This is a genomic window from Methylophaga sp. SB9B (assembly GCF_004832235.1).
In the GTDB taxonomy this organism is placed as follows: Bacteria; Pseudomonadota; Gammaproteobacteria; order Nitrosococcales; family Methylophagaceae; genus Methylophaga; species Methylophaga muralis.
The window spans coordinates 132466-146245 of sequence record NZ_SSXS01000007.1 but is presented as its reverse complement, the minus strand read 5'-3'; the positions used below and the strand labels follow the sequence as shown (position 1 = coordinate 146245).

18 protein-coding genes are annotated in these 13780 nt (G+C 44.7%); 10 read left to right on the top strand and 8 right to left on the bottom strand.

The window, feature by feature from the left end; all coding sequences use genetic code 11:
• Positions 1–52 precede the first annotated feature (52 nt).
• The 4 genes from hflD to E8Q33_RS09370 are packed head-to-tail and all read right to left on the bottom strand — an operon-like array spanning position 53 to position 2819.
• The gene (hflD, locus tag E8Q33_RS09385) at positions 53–634 is read right to left on the bottom strand and encodes a high frequency lysogenization protein HflD (protein WP_247870009.1); all 582 of its coding nucleotides are present in this window, start codon (positions 632–634) and stop codon (positions 53–55) included.
• 46 nt (positions 635–680) lie between these two features.
• Positions 681–1784: a tRNA 2-thiouridine(34) synthase MnmA gene (mnmA, locus tag E8Q33_RS09380; protein WP_069295398.1), complete on the bottom strand. Its 1104-nt coding sequence runs from the start codon at positions 1782–1784 to the stop codon at positions 681–683.
• Positions 1785–1786: 2 nt separating this feature from the next.
• Positions 1787–2152: an NUDIX domain-containing protein gene (locus E8Q33_RS09375; RefSeq protein WP_136554333.1), complete on the bottom strand. Its 366-nt coding sequence runs from the start codon at positions 2150–2152 to the stop codon at positions 1787–1789.
• The gene (locus tag E8Q33_RS09370) at positions 2085–2819 is read right to left on the bottom strand and encodes a pseudouridine synthase (protein WP_247870008.1); all 735 of its coding nucleotides are present in this window, start codon (positions 2817–2819) and stop codon (positions 2085–2087) included. Before E8Q33_RS09370 ends, E8Q33_RS09375 begins: the two co-directional genes overlap by 68 nt.
• Before the next feature lie 21 nt (positions 2820–2840).
• Between E8Q33_RS09370 and icd the strand changes: the two genes are divergently transcribed.
• The 3 genes from icd to E8Q33_RS09355 all read left to right on the top strand — a co-directional run bounded on the left by icd (position 2841) and on the right by E8Q33_RS09355 (position 5564).
• Positions 2841–4094: an NADP-dependent isocitrate dehydrogenase gene (icd, locus tag E8Q33_RS09365; RefSeq protein WP_069295396.1), complete on the top strand. Its 1254-nt coding sequence runs from the start codon at positions 2841–2843 to the stop codon at positions 4092–4094.
• Positions 4095–4103: 9 nt separating this feature from the next.
• A complete protein-coding gene (locus E8Q33_RS09360; RefSeq protein ID WP_069295395.1) occupies positions 4104–4586 on the top strand; it encodes a peptidylprolyl isomerase in 483 nt (160 codons plus the stop codon).
• A 69-nt stretch (positions 4587–4655) separates the two neighbouring features.
• Entirely contained in the window at positions 4656–5564 is a 909-nt protein-coding gene (locus E8Q33_RS09355; protein ID WP_069295394.1) for a D-hexose-6-phosphate mutarotase, read from the top strand.
• Here the strand turns inward: E8Q33_RS09355 and E8Q33_RS09350 are convergent.
• The 4 genes from E8Q33_RS09350 to purM are packed head-to-tail and all read right to left on the bottom strand — an operon-like array spanning position 5561 to position 8593.
• The gene (locus tag E8Q33_RS09350) at positions 5561–6166 is read right to left on the bottom strand and encodes an NUDIX domain-containing protein (protein WP_069295393.1); all 606 of its coding nucleotides are present in this window, start codon (positions 6164–6166) and stop codon (positions 5561–5563) included. The genes E8Q33_RS09355 and E8Q33_RS09350 overlap by 4 nt on opposite strands.
• 28 nt (positions 6167–6194) lie before the next feature.
• Positions 6195–6938 (bottom strand): DUF3108 domain-containing protein, encoded by a 744-nt coding sequence (locus tag E8Q33_RS09345; RefSeq protein ID WP_247870007.1) that lies wholly within the window; start codon positions 6936–6938, stop codon positions 6195–6197.
• Between the two features lie 6 nt (positions 6939–6944).
• A complete protein-coding gene (gene purN, locus E8Q33_RS09340; protein WP_069295392.1) occupies positions 6945–7535 on the bottom strand; it encodes a phosphoribosylglycinamide formyltransferase in 591 nt (196 codons plus the stop codon).
• Positions 7532–8593 carry a phosphoribosylformylglycinamidine cyclo-ligase gene (purM, locus tag E8Q33_RS09335; RefSeq protein ID WP_136554331.1) on the bottom strand — a complete coding sequence of 354 codons (1062 nt, stop codon included), beginning with the start codon at positions 8591–8593 and terminating at the stop codon, positions 7532–7534. Before purM ends, purN begins: the two co-directional genes overlap by 4 nt.
• A gap of 58 nt (positions 8594–8651) precedes the next feature.
• Between purM and E8Q33_RS09330 the strand changes: the two genes are divergently transcribed.
• The 7 genes from E8Q33_RS09330 to E8Q33_RS09300 form a co-directional block, all read left to right on the top strand.
• Positions 8652–9692, top strand: coding sequence for a DUF2066 domain-containing protein (locus E8Q33_RS09330; protein WP_136554329.1), 1041 nt, complete (start codon positions 8652–8654; stop codon positions 9690–9692).
• Positions 9689–10243 carry a CDP-alcohol phosphatidyltransferase family protein gene (locus E8Q33_RS09325; protein ID WP_136554327.1) on the top strand — a complete coding sequence of 185 codons (555 nt, stop codon included), beginning with the start codon at positions 9689–9691 and terminating at the stop codon, positions 10241–10243. The genes E8Q33_RS09330 and E8Q33_RS09325 overlap by 4 nt, the downstream gene beginning before the upstream one ends.
• Entirely contained in the window at positions 10219–11289 is a 1071-nt protein-coding gene (locus tag E8Q33_RS09320) for an AI-2E family transporter (protein WP_247870005.1), read from the top strand. The genes E8Q33_RS09325 and E8Q33_RS09320 overlap by 25 nt, the downstream gene beginning before the upstream one ends.
• A gap of 13 nt (positions 11290–11302) precedes the next feature.
• Positions 11303–12007: a DnaA regulatory inactivator Hda gene (hda, locus tag E8Q33_RS09315; protein WP_136554325.1), complete on the top strand. Its 705-nt coding sequence runs from the start codon at positions 11303–11305 to the stop codon at positions 12005–12007.
• Positions 12000–12293: a hypothetical protein gene (locus E8Q33_RS09310; RefSeq protein WP_136554323.1), complete on the top strand. Its 294-nt coding sequence runs from the start codon at positions 12000–12002 to the stop codon at positions 12291–12293. The genes hda and E8Q33_RS09310 overlap by 8 nt, the downstream gene beginning before the upstream one ends.
• Positions 12253–12933, top strand: a complete 681-nt coding sequence (locus E8Q33_RS09305; RefSeq protein WP_168800183.1) for a hypothetical protein — start codon at positions 12253–12255, stop codon at positions 12931–12933. The genes E8Q33_RS09310 and E8Q33_RS09305 overlap by 41 nt, the downstream gene beginning before the upstream one ends.
• 4 nt (positions 12934–12937) lie before the next feature.
• On the top strand, positions 12938–13780 hold an 843-nt coding region (locus E8Q33_RS09300), incomplete at its 3' end, for a DHH family phosphoesterase (protein ID WP_371413285.1).

Genomic DNA, 13780 nt, shown 5'->3' with positions numbered 1-13780 from the left:
AAAAAGGGCTGTTTTACAGCCCTTTTTTTATGTGTTTTGGTGCTAAATAATCTCAGGTTTGAGCATGTAATTCTGTAGCGGCCTGCAATAATTTATTGCTTTGCAATAAAAACTGCCAGCGTCTGCCACCTTTTTGTTGCCACAACACTGCAGCGCGAATGCCAGTTAACAGTAGAGCGCGAATACGATTTACATTATCAGCTTGTTGCAGATAGGAGGAATCGCCAAATACTTGAATACGCGGGGTAAGCTCACTGACGGTGCGTTGATAAATATCGGCAAATCGGGCAATTACCTGCGTGCTGGTAATACTGCCAAAATACTCGATCTGTTGAGGGATCTGTTCCAGTTCACGAGTGATCAGATCCAACATCGCTGGGCGTTTTGCCAGTTTGCGTTGCAGATGCAAAATACCGATCGCATAACGTAAAACCACGATATCGCCTGGTTGTTTGCGTTTGGAGAGTTGCTGATTGAACTGATGCAGGCCGGTTTTTAAGTTACTAATCCCACCGTAAACGGACTCAGAATCAGGGGCATCCATCACCATCAGGCTTTGTAACATGGTCTGCATATCATCATTATCGACCTGACCAGTCTCAGCAATCTGCTGAACCAGTGTGACCGACTGCATGATGGCGGAAAGGCGATTACCCGATCATGAATAATAGTTTTCTGACTCATGGGTGCATTCCCGGCGCATTGGTGTCAACAATAATACCGCCGCCAAGGCAGACATCATCCTGATAAAACACGACAGATTGTCCCGGCGTGACGGCACGTTGAGGCTCATCAAATTCAACCTGAATATTACCGTTGTTATCCTGTGTGATAACACAAGCTTGATCTGGTTGACGGTAACGAGTTTTGGCCTTTGCGCGACATGGGAATACTGGAGCTTCACCAGCCACCCAAGAGAGTTGTTCCGCAGAGAGTTTAGTGCTGTAAAGCCATTCATGCTCGCCTTGAACAACATATAAAATACGCTTTTCCATATCCTTGCCAGCGACAAACCAAGGCTCGCCACTGCTGTCTTTGCGACCACCGATGCCAAGCCCCTGACGTTGCCCCAGTGTGTAATACATTAATCCTGCATGCTCGCCGATTTTTTCGCCTTCCGGGGTGCGCATTTCGCCTGGCTGAGCCGGAATATAACGACCTAGAAACTCGCGAAAACGTCGCTCACCGATAAAGCAGATGCCGGTGCTGTCTTTTTTATCGTGATTGATGAAGCCGGCTTTTTCGGCAATCTCACGAACTTCAGTTTTTGGCAATTCGCCTAAAGGGAACAGGGTGCGTGATAGTTGAGCCTGACCAAGGGTATAGAGGAAATAGCTCTGATCTTTAGTGTTGTCCAAACCTTTTAATAACTGAAACTTACCCTCAAATTCACGCACTCGTGCGTAATGACCGGTAGCAATCAGATAGCCACCCAATTCCATGGCGTGATCTAAAAAGGCTTTAAATTTAATTTCACGATTGCACAGAATGTCGGGATTCGGTGTACGTCCGGCTTTGTACTCATCAAGAAAATGTTTGAACACATAATCCCAATATTCCATGGCGAAATTGGCTTCATGGAAAACGATGCCGACTTTATCGGCGACTGATTGAGCGTCTTTACGATCTTCCTCAACCGTACATTCGCTTTCATCGGCATAGTCGACCCAGTTTTTCATAAACAGACCTTCAACATCAAAGCCTTGCTGTTTGAGTAACAAGGCCGAGACAGAAGAATCCACACCACCGGACAGACCGACGACTATTTTTTTGTGTTCAGACATAATTAATCAGTTAATAAATCTAGTGGGTAGCGCTTACCGGCAAGGTAATCCTGTAAACATTGTTCAACTAAAGGACTGCGAAATTGGGAGCGACGTTGCTGAATGGTGTCGGCATCTAGCCAAACGGCCTGATGAATATCGGTATCTAACGGAATGTCCAGCTGCTCACCTAAACTTCCGGCAAAGCAGAAGCGAATATAAGTATTCTGTGAAGGCTGATGCCGCCAGCGATAGATACCAATCAACGATTCAGGCGTAAATTGCCAGGCTGTCTCTTCGAGTGTTTCGCGGATAACCGCTTCAATCAGGCTTTCTCCGTCTTCGAGATGGCCGGCTGGCTGGTTGAGTTTGAGTTCGCTGCCGATCATTTCCTCGACCATCAGAAATTGCTGGTCGCGTTCTATTACGGCGGCTACGGTGGTTCTTGGAGTCCAAATCATCGGCGTATTTTATCATGGTCTGAAAATTAACTTCACACCATTGTCCCGGTAAAAGATCATTTATCTGCCATGGACCAATGGCTGCGCGGATCAATCTTAATGTCGGGTGTCCTACTGCTGCGGTCATTCGTCTTACCTGACGATTCTTGCCTTCGCTGATTTGCAACTCCAACCATTGAGTGGGGATAGATTGGCGAAAGCGTACTGGCGGGTGCCTTTCCCAAACTTCTGGTGGGTCGATCAGTCGAGCATTAGCCGGTTTAGTCAGGCCATCATTTAATAAAACGCCACGTTGCAATTGTTCGAGTGCGCCAGCATCTGGAATATTTTCGACCTGAACCCAGTAAGTTTTTGTTAATTTATGCCGTGGATCGCTGATATGATGTTGCAATCGACCATCGTCGGTCAGCAATAATAAACCTTCACTGTCACGATCCAATCGTCCTGCCGGATAAACATCCGGTATATCAATATAGTCTTTGAGTGTTTTTCGACCATCGTTATCGTTGAATTGGGTCAGTACGTCATAAGGTTTATTAAACGCAATTAGTTTGGTCATGGTTATATCAGCGCCATAGATCATGTAAAATGCCACTTTTAACTCCAGGAGCCGTGCATGGCATATCAACACATTAGTGTACCGGAACAGGGTGCAGCCATCGGCGTTAATGCCGATTATTCATTAAATGTACCTAATCAACCGATCATCCCTTTTATTGAAGGTGATGGTATCGGTGTCGATATCACACCGGCGATGATTGATGTGATTGATGCGGCAGTAAACAAAGCCTATAACGGCGAACGCAAAATTTCCTGGATGGAAGTTTATGCTGGCGAGAAAGCCACGGAACTCTATGGTGCAGATACCTATCTGCCAGAAGAAACCATTGATGCATTGAGAGAATATTCGGTATCTATCAAAGGTCCGTTGATGACACCAGTTGGTGGTGGTATCCGCTCTTTGAATGTGGCCCTTCGTCAAACTTTAGATTTATATGTTTGTCAGCGTCCGGTACGTTATTACCCTGGCACACCCAGCCCAGTTAAAGCGCCTGAAAATATTGATATGGTTATCTTCCGGGAAAACTCTGAAGATATTTATGCCGGCATAGAATGGGCTGCAGGTACACCGGAAGTTCAAAAAGTCATCGACTTTTTACGCAAAGATATGGGCGTAAGCAAAATCCGTTTCCCGGAAACTTCAGGTATCGGTATCAAACCGGTTTCTAAAGAAGGAACCGAGCGCCTGGTACGTAAAGCCATTCAGTATGTTATCGACAATGACCGTGATTCATTGACCTTGGTACACAAGGGCAACATCATGAAGTTTACCGAAGGTGCGTTTAAACAGTGGGGTTACGATCTTGCTGAAAAAGAATTTGGTGCAACACCTTTGGATGGTGGTTCCTGGAAAACCTTTACTAACCCTAATACCGGTAAACAAATCGTTATCAAAGATTCGATAGCGGATGCGTTTTTACAAGAAATCCTGTTACATCCTAAAGATTATGATGTGGTCGCAACATTGAATCTGAATGGTGATTATATTTCTGATGCACTGGCTGCACAGGTGGGCGGAATAGGTATCTCACCCGGCGCAAATCTGGCAGATGCGGTGGCTATGTTTGAAGCGACTCATGGCACAGCTCCGGCATTAGCTGGAAAAAACAGCGCAAATCCGTCATCATTGATCCTTTCAGCCGAAATGTTATTACGTCATCTAGGTTGGGTCGAAGCGGCAGATCTTGTCGTTTCCGGCGTCTCAGGCGCCATTTCTAATGCGCGTGTCACCGGTGATTTAGCTCAGGCTATTGGCGTCGATGCGTTGAGTTGTAGTGATTATGCTGCAGCTGTTATTCAAAACATGTAAGGAGTTTTCATGAAAGTTGCAGACAATAAAGTAGTTGTAATTGACTACACGCTAACCGACAACAGCGGCACAGTAATCGATAGCAGTGAAGGTGCAGGCCCGCTGGCGTATCTGCATGGTGCAGGCAATATTATCCCTGGTTTGGAAGATGCTTTGATGGGTAAAGAAGCGGGCGATAAAGTTCAAGCCAGTATCGAGCCAGCTAATGCATACGGCGAACGCCATGAAGCATTAAAACAAGATGTACCAGCTGATTTATTCAGTGGCGTAGACAACGTTGAAGTGGGCATGCAATTTCAGTCTGAAACAGAGCAAGGCCCGGTTTTAGTTACGGTTATCGCGATAAACAATGATACTGTTACCGTAGATGGCAATCATCCATTAGCCGGTGTTCATCTGAATTTTGATGTTGAAATTCGTGAAGTACGTGAACCAAGTGCTGAAGAATTGGAACACGGCCATGTTCACGGTGAAGGTGGACATCACCACTAAACCTCTTTGTTTTTTAACATTTTAAAGACGGGCATTGCGCCCGTCTTTTTGTTTCCGGCATAGAATTACATGCAAACTATCGAACAACTTGAACAACAATTTGGCATTCCTGGTTCTCTCAATTTTTCGATGGGGCCTTCAGAGTGCGTAATGATCAACATTGATACACCTTTCGCTAAGGCACGTATAACTACTCAAGGCGCGCAAATTTTATCGTACCGGGCAGCGGATGCATTACATGATTTGTTGTTTTTGAGCCATTTGACTCGCTATGGTAATCGCCGAGCAATTCGTGGCGGTGTTCCTATCTGTTGGCCATGGTTTGGGGTAGACCCCAGTGGTTCGGGCCGCCCAGCACATGGTTTTGCTCGCATTCGAGTGTGGGACGTTACCGATGTTCAGCAGACCGAAAGCGGCGGTATTGTGTTGACCTTGAACTTAACCCCCGATCCGGTTGATGAAAAGCTTTGGCGTTGTGCCTATAGTTTGGAAATGAAGATTGAGATTAGTGAACAACTCAAACTTTCATTGACGACCAAAAATCTCGATAGCGAATGTTTTGTGATATCTCAGGCGCTACATACCTATTTTGCAGTGGGTGATATTCATAAAACTCAGGTAAGAGGGCTTGATAACCATCATTATCTCGATAAAGTAGAAAATTTCCGCGAAAAATTACAGCAGGGTGAGATTCATTTTCGAGGTGAAGTCGATAGAGTTTATTTGGATAGCTCCGACAACCTGTTTATTGAAGATACTGAGTGGTCAAGACGCATCGTGGTGGAAAGTGCAGGCTCAAATACAACTATCGTTTGGAACCCTTGGGATCGGGTCACCAGCTTAAAAGACATGACAGATGATGCTTATCAGTATTTTGTTTGTGTTGAAAGCGCTAATGCAGCAAATGACAGTATCAGCCTAGCGCCAGGTGAATCTCACACGCTTTCTGCGTGTTATCGAATCATGCCACTTAGTTAGTCTGACCAGCGTTGACGTAATTCTTCACGGTGTAAGGCCAACCATTGAATCGCGATAATTGGAATGGCAGAGATGATTTTGCCAGCTTCAAGCAATTCATAAACCTGATCGAACGATAAAACACTTACGGAGATATCTTCATCTTCTTCATCAAGTCCGTGCAAGCCGCCGATATGGGTGCTATCAATACGGCCACAGAATAAATGCAGCAGTTCAGATGTACCGCCCGGTGAAGTAAAAAACTCGCTGATTTTAATCATCTCAAGTATTTCACAACCGGATTCCTCTACGGCTTCACGATAAGCAACTGATTCTGGCGTTTCACCCGGTTCAATCGCGCCCGCAACAATTTCCAGCAACCATGCACGCTCATCATTTAACTGTAAGGCACCTGGGCGGAATTGCTCGATAATCACCAGAGCATCTTTTTGCGGATCGTAGAGTAATACGGCTACACAATTTCCACGATGAAACACTTCACGAGTCAGTGGGGCACTCCAGCCACCTTTATACAAAGTATGTTTGACCGAAACAATTTTCAAACTAAAAAAACCGCTATAAGCGGTTTTTTGCTCGATGATTTCAAATTGTTTTTTGCTCATCTAAATACTGTTTTTTTTAGCTAAAAAATTATTTGTTTTGTTCAAATGCCGAGTTTTGCATACCTTCTAGACTTCGAAGTACTGCAGTAAACTTAGTGCCATCTTTCTCAATATGCTCGAGTTTAACTGGTAAGTAACCTAATTCTGGTGCGCACCACAGCGTGGTTTCCCGGTCTTTATCACTATCACGATCACGTTGTCGGGTAAATTTAACCGTATCAATTTTGCCAAGCGGAGTAGAGATCGTTTCTTGCTCAAGCCGCTCTATCTGGTAATGCTTTATCCGTCCGCCATCAGCAATCAGATAGTTAAAAACCTTCTGGTCAGGATCTTGTTGTAAATCTAGGCGTAGCTGTACTTGGTAAATATGTTTTTCCAATGTACCTGATTCGATGTCGAGTTCCCATGGATGTACTTTATCGTCAATCTGCACTTTATTTGCAGGCCAATCAAAATCCATGCGCAGGTATTTATCTTTTTTGCCGCCGTTACGCTGATAAAGATATTGATGAGGTTGGATTTGTTGATCGGCGAGAGTCCATAAACTGGTTTCTTTTACCGTATCACGTCTGAACATGGCGACCACGCCCTTAGCTTTAGTGACCGAGCGGAAACGATGTAAACCATCAGATAATGTCTCAAGTTGTTGAGTTAGCTCACCTGCCTGCAGGCCATTCATTTCAATCTGATATTTTGCTGAATAATCCTCCATGTCTTGGGCAAAAGCCAAGGAGGACATCATGGAAAATACTAAAAAATAAAAATAGCGCATGGATAATCAGCTCTGATGTTGTTCGATTAACAACCTTAAGGCATCTGGATACAGCTTATGTTCCTCAACTAACACTCTCGCGGCCAGTGTTTCTTCAGTATCAGCTTCCAGAACTGGCACTTTGGCTTGCAATATAACCGGTCCTGCATCTAATTCTTCGGTGACAAAATGCACTGAAGCGCCGTGTTCAGATTCACCGGCTTCGATAGCTCTTTTATGGGTATGCATACCTTTGAACTTCGGTAATAGCGACGGATGAATATTGATTAAACGATTGGCATAATGCTGAACAAATGCCGCGCTGAGAATTCTCATAAAACCCGCCAGCACGACATAATTAGGCTCAAATTTATCAATTAAATCCATCAATTGCTGATCAAATGCTTCACGGCTGGCGAAGTTTTTGTGATCCAGTGTTTCGGAAGTTATGCCGGCGTCTCTGGCAAAATCCAAACCAGCCGCATCAGGACGATTACTGATAACGGCTGCAACTTCAGCATTTAATTTATCAGCCTGAATAGCATTAACGATAGATTGCATATTGCTGCCACGACCTGAAATCAGGATGACAAGTTTAGCTGGGGTGGGGTTACTCATTTAATAATGACTTGTTCGTCAGAATCAGTGGCTTCAATATGACCAATACGCATGGCGGTTTCGCCCAATGCGGTCAAGATTTGCACTGTTGCATCTGCATCTTGTTCAGCCACACATACCACCATACCGATACCATTATTAAAGGTGCGGTACATTTCACGGTCAACCACATTTCCCTGTTGTTGCAACCAATCAAATACTGCAGGTCTTTGCCAGCTTTTGCTATCAATAACCGCAGTCACATGTTTTGGTAATACCCGGGGGATATTTTCTAATAAACCACCGCCGGTAATATGAGATAAAGCATGAATACTAATTTTTTCATGAAGTTGCAATAGTGATTTAACGTAAATTCTGGTTGGTGCTAATAGTTTCTCAGCTAAGGTTGCACCATCAAATGGCATGTTTAGATCGGCTTTGCTCACTTCGATGATCTTACGAATCAGCGAATAACCATTGGAGTGCGGTCCAGAAGATGCAATACCGATAATGGCATCGCCGGCTTTTACTTTCGAGCCATCAATAATGTTATCTTTTTCGACGATCCCGACACAGAAACCCGCCAGATCAAAATCACCTTCCTGGTACATGCTAGGCATTTCAGCTGTTTCACCACCAACTAAAGCTGCACCAGATTGCAGGCAACCTTCAGCAATACCTCTGACCACATCGGTTGCTACATCGATATCCAGCTTTCCGGTTGCATAATAATCCAGAAAAAACAAAGGCTCTGCGCCTAAAACAGCGATATCATTGACACACATGGCAACTAAATCAATACCGATGGTGTCATGTATTCCAGCTTCGATTGCCAGTCTTAATTTGGTACCGACGCCATCTGTGCCAGAGACCAGAACCGGGTTTTTATATTTATCGAGTGGTAGTTCAAACAGGCTGCCAAAACCACCCAGGCCAGCCATCACACCAGGACGACGGGTTTTAGCGGCTAAGGGTTTGATACGCTCGACAAGCGCATTTCCGGCTTCGATATCAACACCGGCATCGCGGTAACTGAGAGCTTGGTTTGATTGGGTAGGTGGAACGACGGGATCGGTCATGCTGGCTTCCTGATTATTTGGACATCACACACAAAAAACAGCGTGTTAGAATACCACAATGCCTAGATTATTTTTCTCACTGATTTTCGTTTTCGCTGCGTCGATTGCCTCCGCAGCGGAAGTTACTGATTTGTATCAAGCTCAAGCGCCTGTCGAGTCGCAGAGTGAGGAGGATCGTAAACGCCTCGCGCCGGATTTGCTCAAACAGGTTGTTATAAAAGTAGTCGGTGACCGCCGAGCGGTGGAGCAAGCGGATATTTCAGCCTTGGTGACTGATGCTGAACGTTATATCGATCAGCATTACTATCAGCAGATCCCAACCATCGACAATGACACTCCAGCACAACAACTGGCATTAACGATAGATTTTAATGCCAACGGCATCAATACCGCATTACAGCGAATTGGTTTACCTGTTTGGGACAAAATACGTCCCGAGTCGCTGTTGTGGGTAGCTATTGATTATCAGGGTAAACAGCAATTAATCACTGAAGGCGATGAAGATTCATTGGTTTTGCAAATTCAACAGGTGGCTAAAAAACGCGGTATTCCGCTGCTGATGCCACTAATGGATTTGGAAGATCAAAGTCAGCTGACTTTCAATGATGTTTCCACCGGTAATTCCACAGCGGTAAATCAAGCTTCAGAACGCTATGGTGCCTCCATTGTGGTAACTGCGCGTTTGAGTGGAAATGCTGAGTCGGCGGAGATTAGCTGGCAGGCAATCCTCGGTGAAGATACTGAACGTTGGTCCAGTCAAGGTAACGTAAAAACTGCTATTCAGCAGGGGGTAGATGAACTTGCTGATCGACTTGGTCGACGCCTTAACATGCCAATCAGTTCATCAGGTGACACTGAGTTAGCTATTCAAGTGTCAGGGGTCAATGACTTTGAAGGCTACAGTCGTTTAATGGATTATCTGGGAAGTTTGCAGGTTGTATCTGATATCAAAGTCGGCAGTTTAGGTAGCGAGAAGCTGGACTTGGTGTTGGTCATTCAGGCTGAACCTGAAAGATTCCGTCAATTACTGTCAATGGGCCGGGTGGTGCAACCTGACTCTACTGACAACACTGGTTTGCAGTATCGGTTATTACCTTGAGTCCACGGGATATTCCCAACCTTATATGTCTATTTAGAATTTTATTGGTTGGACCAATCGTCTGGCTGATGCTACATGAAAACTTTTCAGCAGCATTATTACTGGTGGCAATAGCAGGTATTTCAGATGGCTTAGATGGCTTTCTGGCCCGTCATTTTCATTGGCAAAGTCGCTTGGGTTCAATTATTGATCCTCTTGCAGACAAACTTTTGCTGGTCGCTACATTTGCTACGTTAACCTATATGCAATTATTGCCTTTGTGGCTATTATTGCTGGTGCTCGGCAGAGATATACTGATTGTCTGCGGTGCTTTGGCTTATCATCTTAAGTATGGTGAATACGAACTGACTCCGCTCTGGAGCAGCAAAATCAATACGGTATTTCAAATTGCATTAGTCTTGCTAGTCATTGTGCAACAACAGTGGCTGCCGCAAGCTGCAACATGGAGCACAACCTTGATCTGGTTGGTGGTGGCGAGTGTCATCATTAGTGGCAGTGAATATATTGTGGTTTGGGGGACAAACGCGTGGCGTCAGAAGAACAAAAACTGATTAGCGATACCAATAAAGTTTTGCTGTTAGGTCTGTTAATTTTGGGGGGCTGGCTGGTGATGCGGCTTTCCTCTGTATTAACGCCTTTTTTTGTTGCCGCTCTGCTGGCCTATCTTGGCGATCCGCTGGTCGATAGACTGGAAAAGTCCCGTTTATCTCGAACTGGTGCGGTTTGTGTGGTGTTTGGAGTGTTTGTGCTCAGTGGGCTGATTCTGTTATTAATCTTTATCCCCATGTTGAGCGGACAGTTAGTCTCTCTGTTTGAAAAAATGCCCAACTACCTGGATCAATTGCAAAGTTCGATCGAACCTTTATTACAAACAATTGGTTTATCCACCGAAATGATTGATCTGAATACGCTTAAAACAGCGTTTAAGGATTATTGGTCTGAAGCGGGAAAATTTGCCGGTGATCTGTTTGGATATATGACGCATTCGGGAATGGTTATTTTGCAATTGCTGACCAATCTGGTGTTGATTCCTGTTTTGACATTCTATCTTTTACGCGATTGGGATGATCTGGTCGCCAGAATCCGTGAGATTTTACCCCGCAAGCATGCGGGCAAGATCACCCAAATCTCCATTGAATGTGACGATATGCTGGCAGGCTTTTTACGTGGTCAGCTAATGGTTATGTTAGCGTTATCAATTATTTACAGTATTGGTCTTATGTTCATCGGTCTGGATTTGGCATTGTTATTAGGTGTTATCGCCGGAGTCGTGAGTTTTGTGCCTTATCTTGGATTATTTGTGGGTATTACCCTGGCTGGGCTGGCCGCTTATTTACAATTTCAGGAATGGTTGCCGGTATTAATGGTTGTGCTGGTGTTTGGCTTTGCACAGTCAATTGAAAGTATGTTTCTGACACCAAGATTTGTCGGTGAACGAATCGGCCTGCACCCAGTGGCGGTAATATTTGCTGTGATGGCCGGTGGTACGTTATTTGGATTTGTCGGTGTATTGCTGGCACTGCCGGTTGCCGCTGTGGTGATGGTTTTATTACGCCATGCACACCATCGTTATCTGAACAGTCATTTGTATTCTTAACCGCGCTGCAACGATGAACAAGCAAGAAATACAGCTGACACTGCGCCTTACGCCGCAGGAAATCTTTCGAATAGATAATTTTATATTTGAAAATGATGAGTTAGCCTCAGTAGTTGACGTTTTTTGCCGTGAGAGTAAACCTGACTTTCTCTATCTTTGGGGAGAATTAGGTGTCGGGAAAACGCATTTAACTCTGGCGGTTGCCGAACAACTACAACAGCGTGGTCATCAGGTAAGTTATATCAATCTTCAGGAGTTACTCGATACCGCAACCCCTGAAATATTGTCTTCGTTATTTCAGACTGATGTTGTTTGTCTGGATGATTTGCAGGCAATTTCTGGTGAAGCAGCCTGGGAAGAAGCATTGTTTCATTGCTTTAATCGCTTACGTGAACATGAGCATAAATTACTGATTTGTGCTGACCAAAATCCTGCGCAATTAGCCATTCAACTCCCTGATCTGCGTTCCAGATTGGCTACCGGTTTAATTTACCAATTACCCTCAATGACCGATGTGTTGAAACAACAAGCATTGATAAGTCATGCGCAAAGTCGGGGATTAATTCTGCCGGAAGAAGTAGCCCAATATTTGTTACGCCATTACAGCCGTGATATGCCGTCACTGATGCTGGTATTACAACGACTTGATAAGGCGTCTTTACAGGCACAACGTCGGCTGACGATCCCATTTGTTCGGGAAGTTATACAGCATGGCTGAAAAGCCATCAGTGACGATTATCTGGCCCGGCTTAGCGACTGCGATGCAGGAAATCAATCAGTCTTTAGTGCCCGAAGATCTGCAGAAATTATTAAAAAAAGCTCACTTTATTGCCACTGAACATACGTTTGAACACGAACTCATTCAGTTATTTAGCGCTAATAATCTTTCCGGTCCTGATTTACCTACCGCAAAATTACGCAATCCAGGTCAATTAAGTTTGTGTGCCGACCCATGTTATCTGCATGCCGATCGCGATCGACTTTTTATTATTTCCCATCAATGATTTAACAATGGAAGAGGGCACGCAGCTTAGAGAAAGTATTCAACCTCTGTTGAATGATTTTGATGCTCAACTGGTGCCTAATGATTTGAACCATTGGTCAATATGGTTGGAAACTATGCCAGATATCGCGTTAACGGCAATGCCATCATTAATTGGTCAATCGATAGCCTCAGCATTACCGAGTGGGACTGAACAAAACGATTGGTTGCGGTTAGGCAATGAAATTCAGATGGCTTTATTTGAGCATCCGGTAAATCAACAAAGGCAGTCTGCAGGCAAATTACCGGTCAACAGTCTCTGGTTCTGGGGGAAAGCTGATTGGCAGCCACAAGCAAATACCTGGCAGCAGCTTTATGGTGACGCGGCGTTATTAAAATCGCTTGCATCAGCGACTTCAACGAGCTTGCAACCAATGTCTGAATGGAAATCTGAAAATACGATGACGGGTCAGCAGTTACTGGTATTTCCTGAGCTGGATTTACAAAATAACTGGCCACAGCGACTGGAACAAAATACAACGCAGCACATTTTGCCTTTGCTAAATAGATTACGTCGTTATCAAATTCGTCAATTACGCTTAATTATTCCGCAACATGGCCAGTATTACTGGCGTTGCTGGGATACCTGGAAACCCTGGTAAAACGATGAATATTCAACAGCGAACAACAGAAGATTTAAGCGCTTTACCCAATGACTGGCCAGAGTGCATTCGCAGAATCATGGCCGCACGCGGTATCAAAAAGGCTGATGAATTGACCTTTGATTTAGCTGAGTTGCCAAAACCCTCGGAAATGCTGGGCATGGAAGCCGCCGTAACATTATTGATTCAGGCATTACAGCAACAATGGCGAGTAATGATTGTGGCGGATTTTGATAGCGATGGCGCTACTAGCTGCGCTGTGATGATGCGAGGTTTACGCATGATGGGCTTGCAACAGATTGATTTTATTGTGCCGAATCGATTTGTTCATGGCTATGGTTTAACCACTGAATTATTAAATGAAATTGCTGCTGAAAACCAACCGGATTTATTGATTACCGTGGATAACGGGATTGCCAGTCTGGATGGTGTTGCTCTGGCCAAACAACGTGGGATGCAAGTGTTGATCACTGATCATCATCTTGCGGCAGAACAATTGCCACAAGCCGATGCCATCGTTAATCCTAATCAACCAAATGATAACTTTCCCAGCAAAATGCTGGCCGGTGTTGGGGTGGCGTTTTATGTACTGCTCGGTTTGCGGCAGGGATTACGCGATATTAACTGGTTTGAATTACAAAAACTGGCAGAACCACGTCTGGTGGAATTGCTGGATTTGGTGGCATTGGGCACCGTCGCCGATGTCGTGCCTTTGGATAGGCTCAATCGCACATTGGTAGATCTGGGTCTGAAACGCATGCGGCAGGGACGTGCCTGTGCAGGTATTCGTGCTTTATTACAGATTGCCGGTAAGGACATCAGTCGATTATCTGCTCAGGATTTGGGC

What these genes read in the sequence shown, in the direction of transcription:
- hflD (WP_247870009.1), bottom strand. Translation starts at nt 634, where the DNA reads ATGCAGTCGGTCACACTGGTTCAGCAGATTGCTGAGACTGGTCAGGTC.
- mnmA (WP_069295398.1), bottom strand. Translation starts at nt 1,784, where the DNA reads ATGTCTGAACACAAAAAAATAGTCGTCGGTCTGTCCGGTGGTGTGGAT.
- E8Q33_RS09375 (WP_136554333.1), bottom strand. Translation starts at nt 2,152, where the DNA reads ATGATCGGCAGCGAACTCAAACTCAACCAGCCAGCCGGCCATCTCGAA.
- icd (WP_069295396.1), top strand. Translation starts at nt 2,841, where the DNA reads ATGGCATATCAACACATTAGTGTACCGGAACAGGGTGCAGCCATCGGC.
- E8Q33_RS09360 (WP_069295395.1), top strand. Translation starts at nt 4,104, where the DNA reads ATGAAAGTTGCAGACAATAAAGTAGTTGTAATTGACTACACGCTAACC.
- E8Q33_RS09355 (WP_069295394.1), top strand. Translation starts at nt 4,656, where the DNA reads ATGCAAACTATCGAACAACTTGAACAACAATTTGGCATTCCTGGTTCT.
- E8Q33_RS09350 (WP_069295393.1), bottom strand. Translation starts at nt 6,166, where the DNA reads ATGAGCAAAAAACAATTTGAAATCATCGAGCAAAAAACCGCTTATAGC.
- E8Q33_RS09345 (WP_247870007.1), bottom strand. Translation starts at nt 6,938, where the DNA reads ATGCGCTATTTTTATTTTTTAGTATTTTCCATGATGTCCTCCTTGGCT.
- purN (WP_069295392.1), bottom strand. Translation starts at nt 7,535, where the DNA reads ATGAGTAACCCCACCCCAGCTAAACTTGTCATCCTGATTTCAGGTCGT.
- purM (WP_136554331.1), bottom strand. Translation starts at nt 8,593, where the DNA reads ATGACCGATCCCGTCGTTCCACCTACCCAATCAAACCAAGCTCTCAGT.
- E8Q33_RS09330 (WP_136554329.1), top strand. Translation starts at nt 8,652, where the DNA reads ATGCCTAGATTATTTTTCTCACTGATTTTCGTTTTCGCTGCGTCGATT.
- hda (WP_136554325.1), top strand. Translation starts at nt 11,303, where the DNA reads ATGAACAAGCAAGAAATACAGCTGACACTGCGCCTTACGCCGCAGGAA.
- E8Q33_RS09310 (WP_136554323.1), top strand. Translation starts at nt 12,000, where the DNA reads ATGGCTGAAAAGCCATCAGTGACGATTATCTGGCCCGGCTTAGCGACT.
- E8Q33_RS09305 (WP_168800183.1), top strand. Translation starts at nt 12,253, where the DNA reads ATGCCGATCGCGATCGACTTTTTATTATTTCCCATCAATGATTTAACA.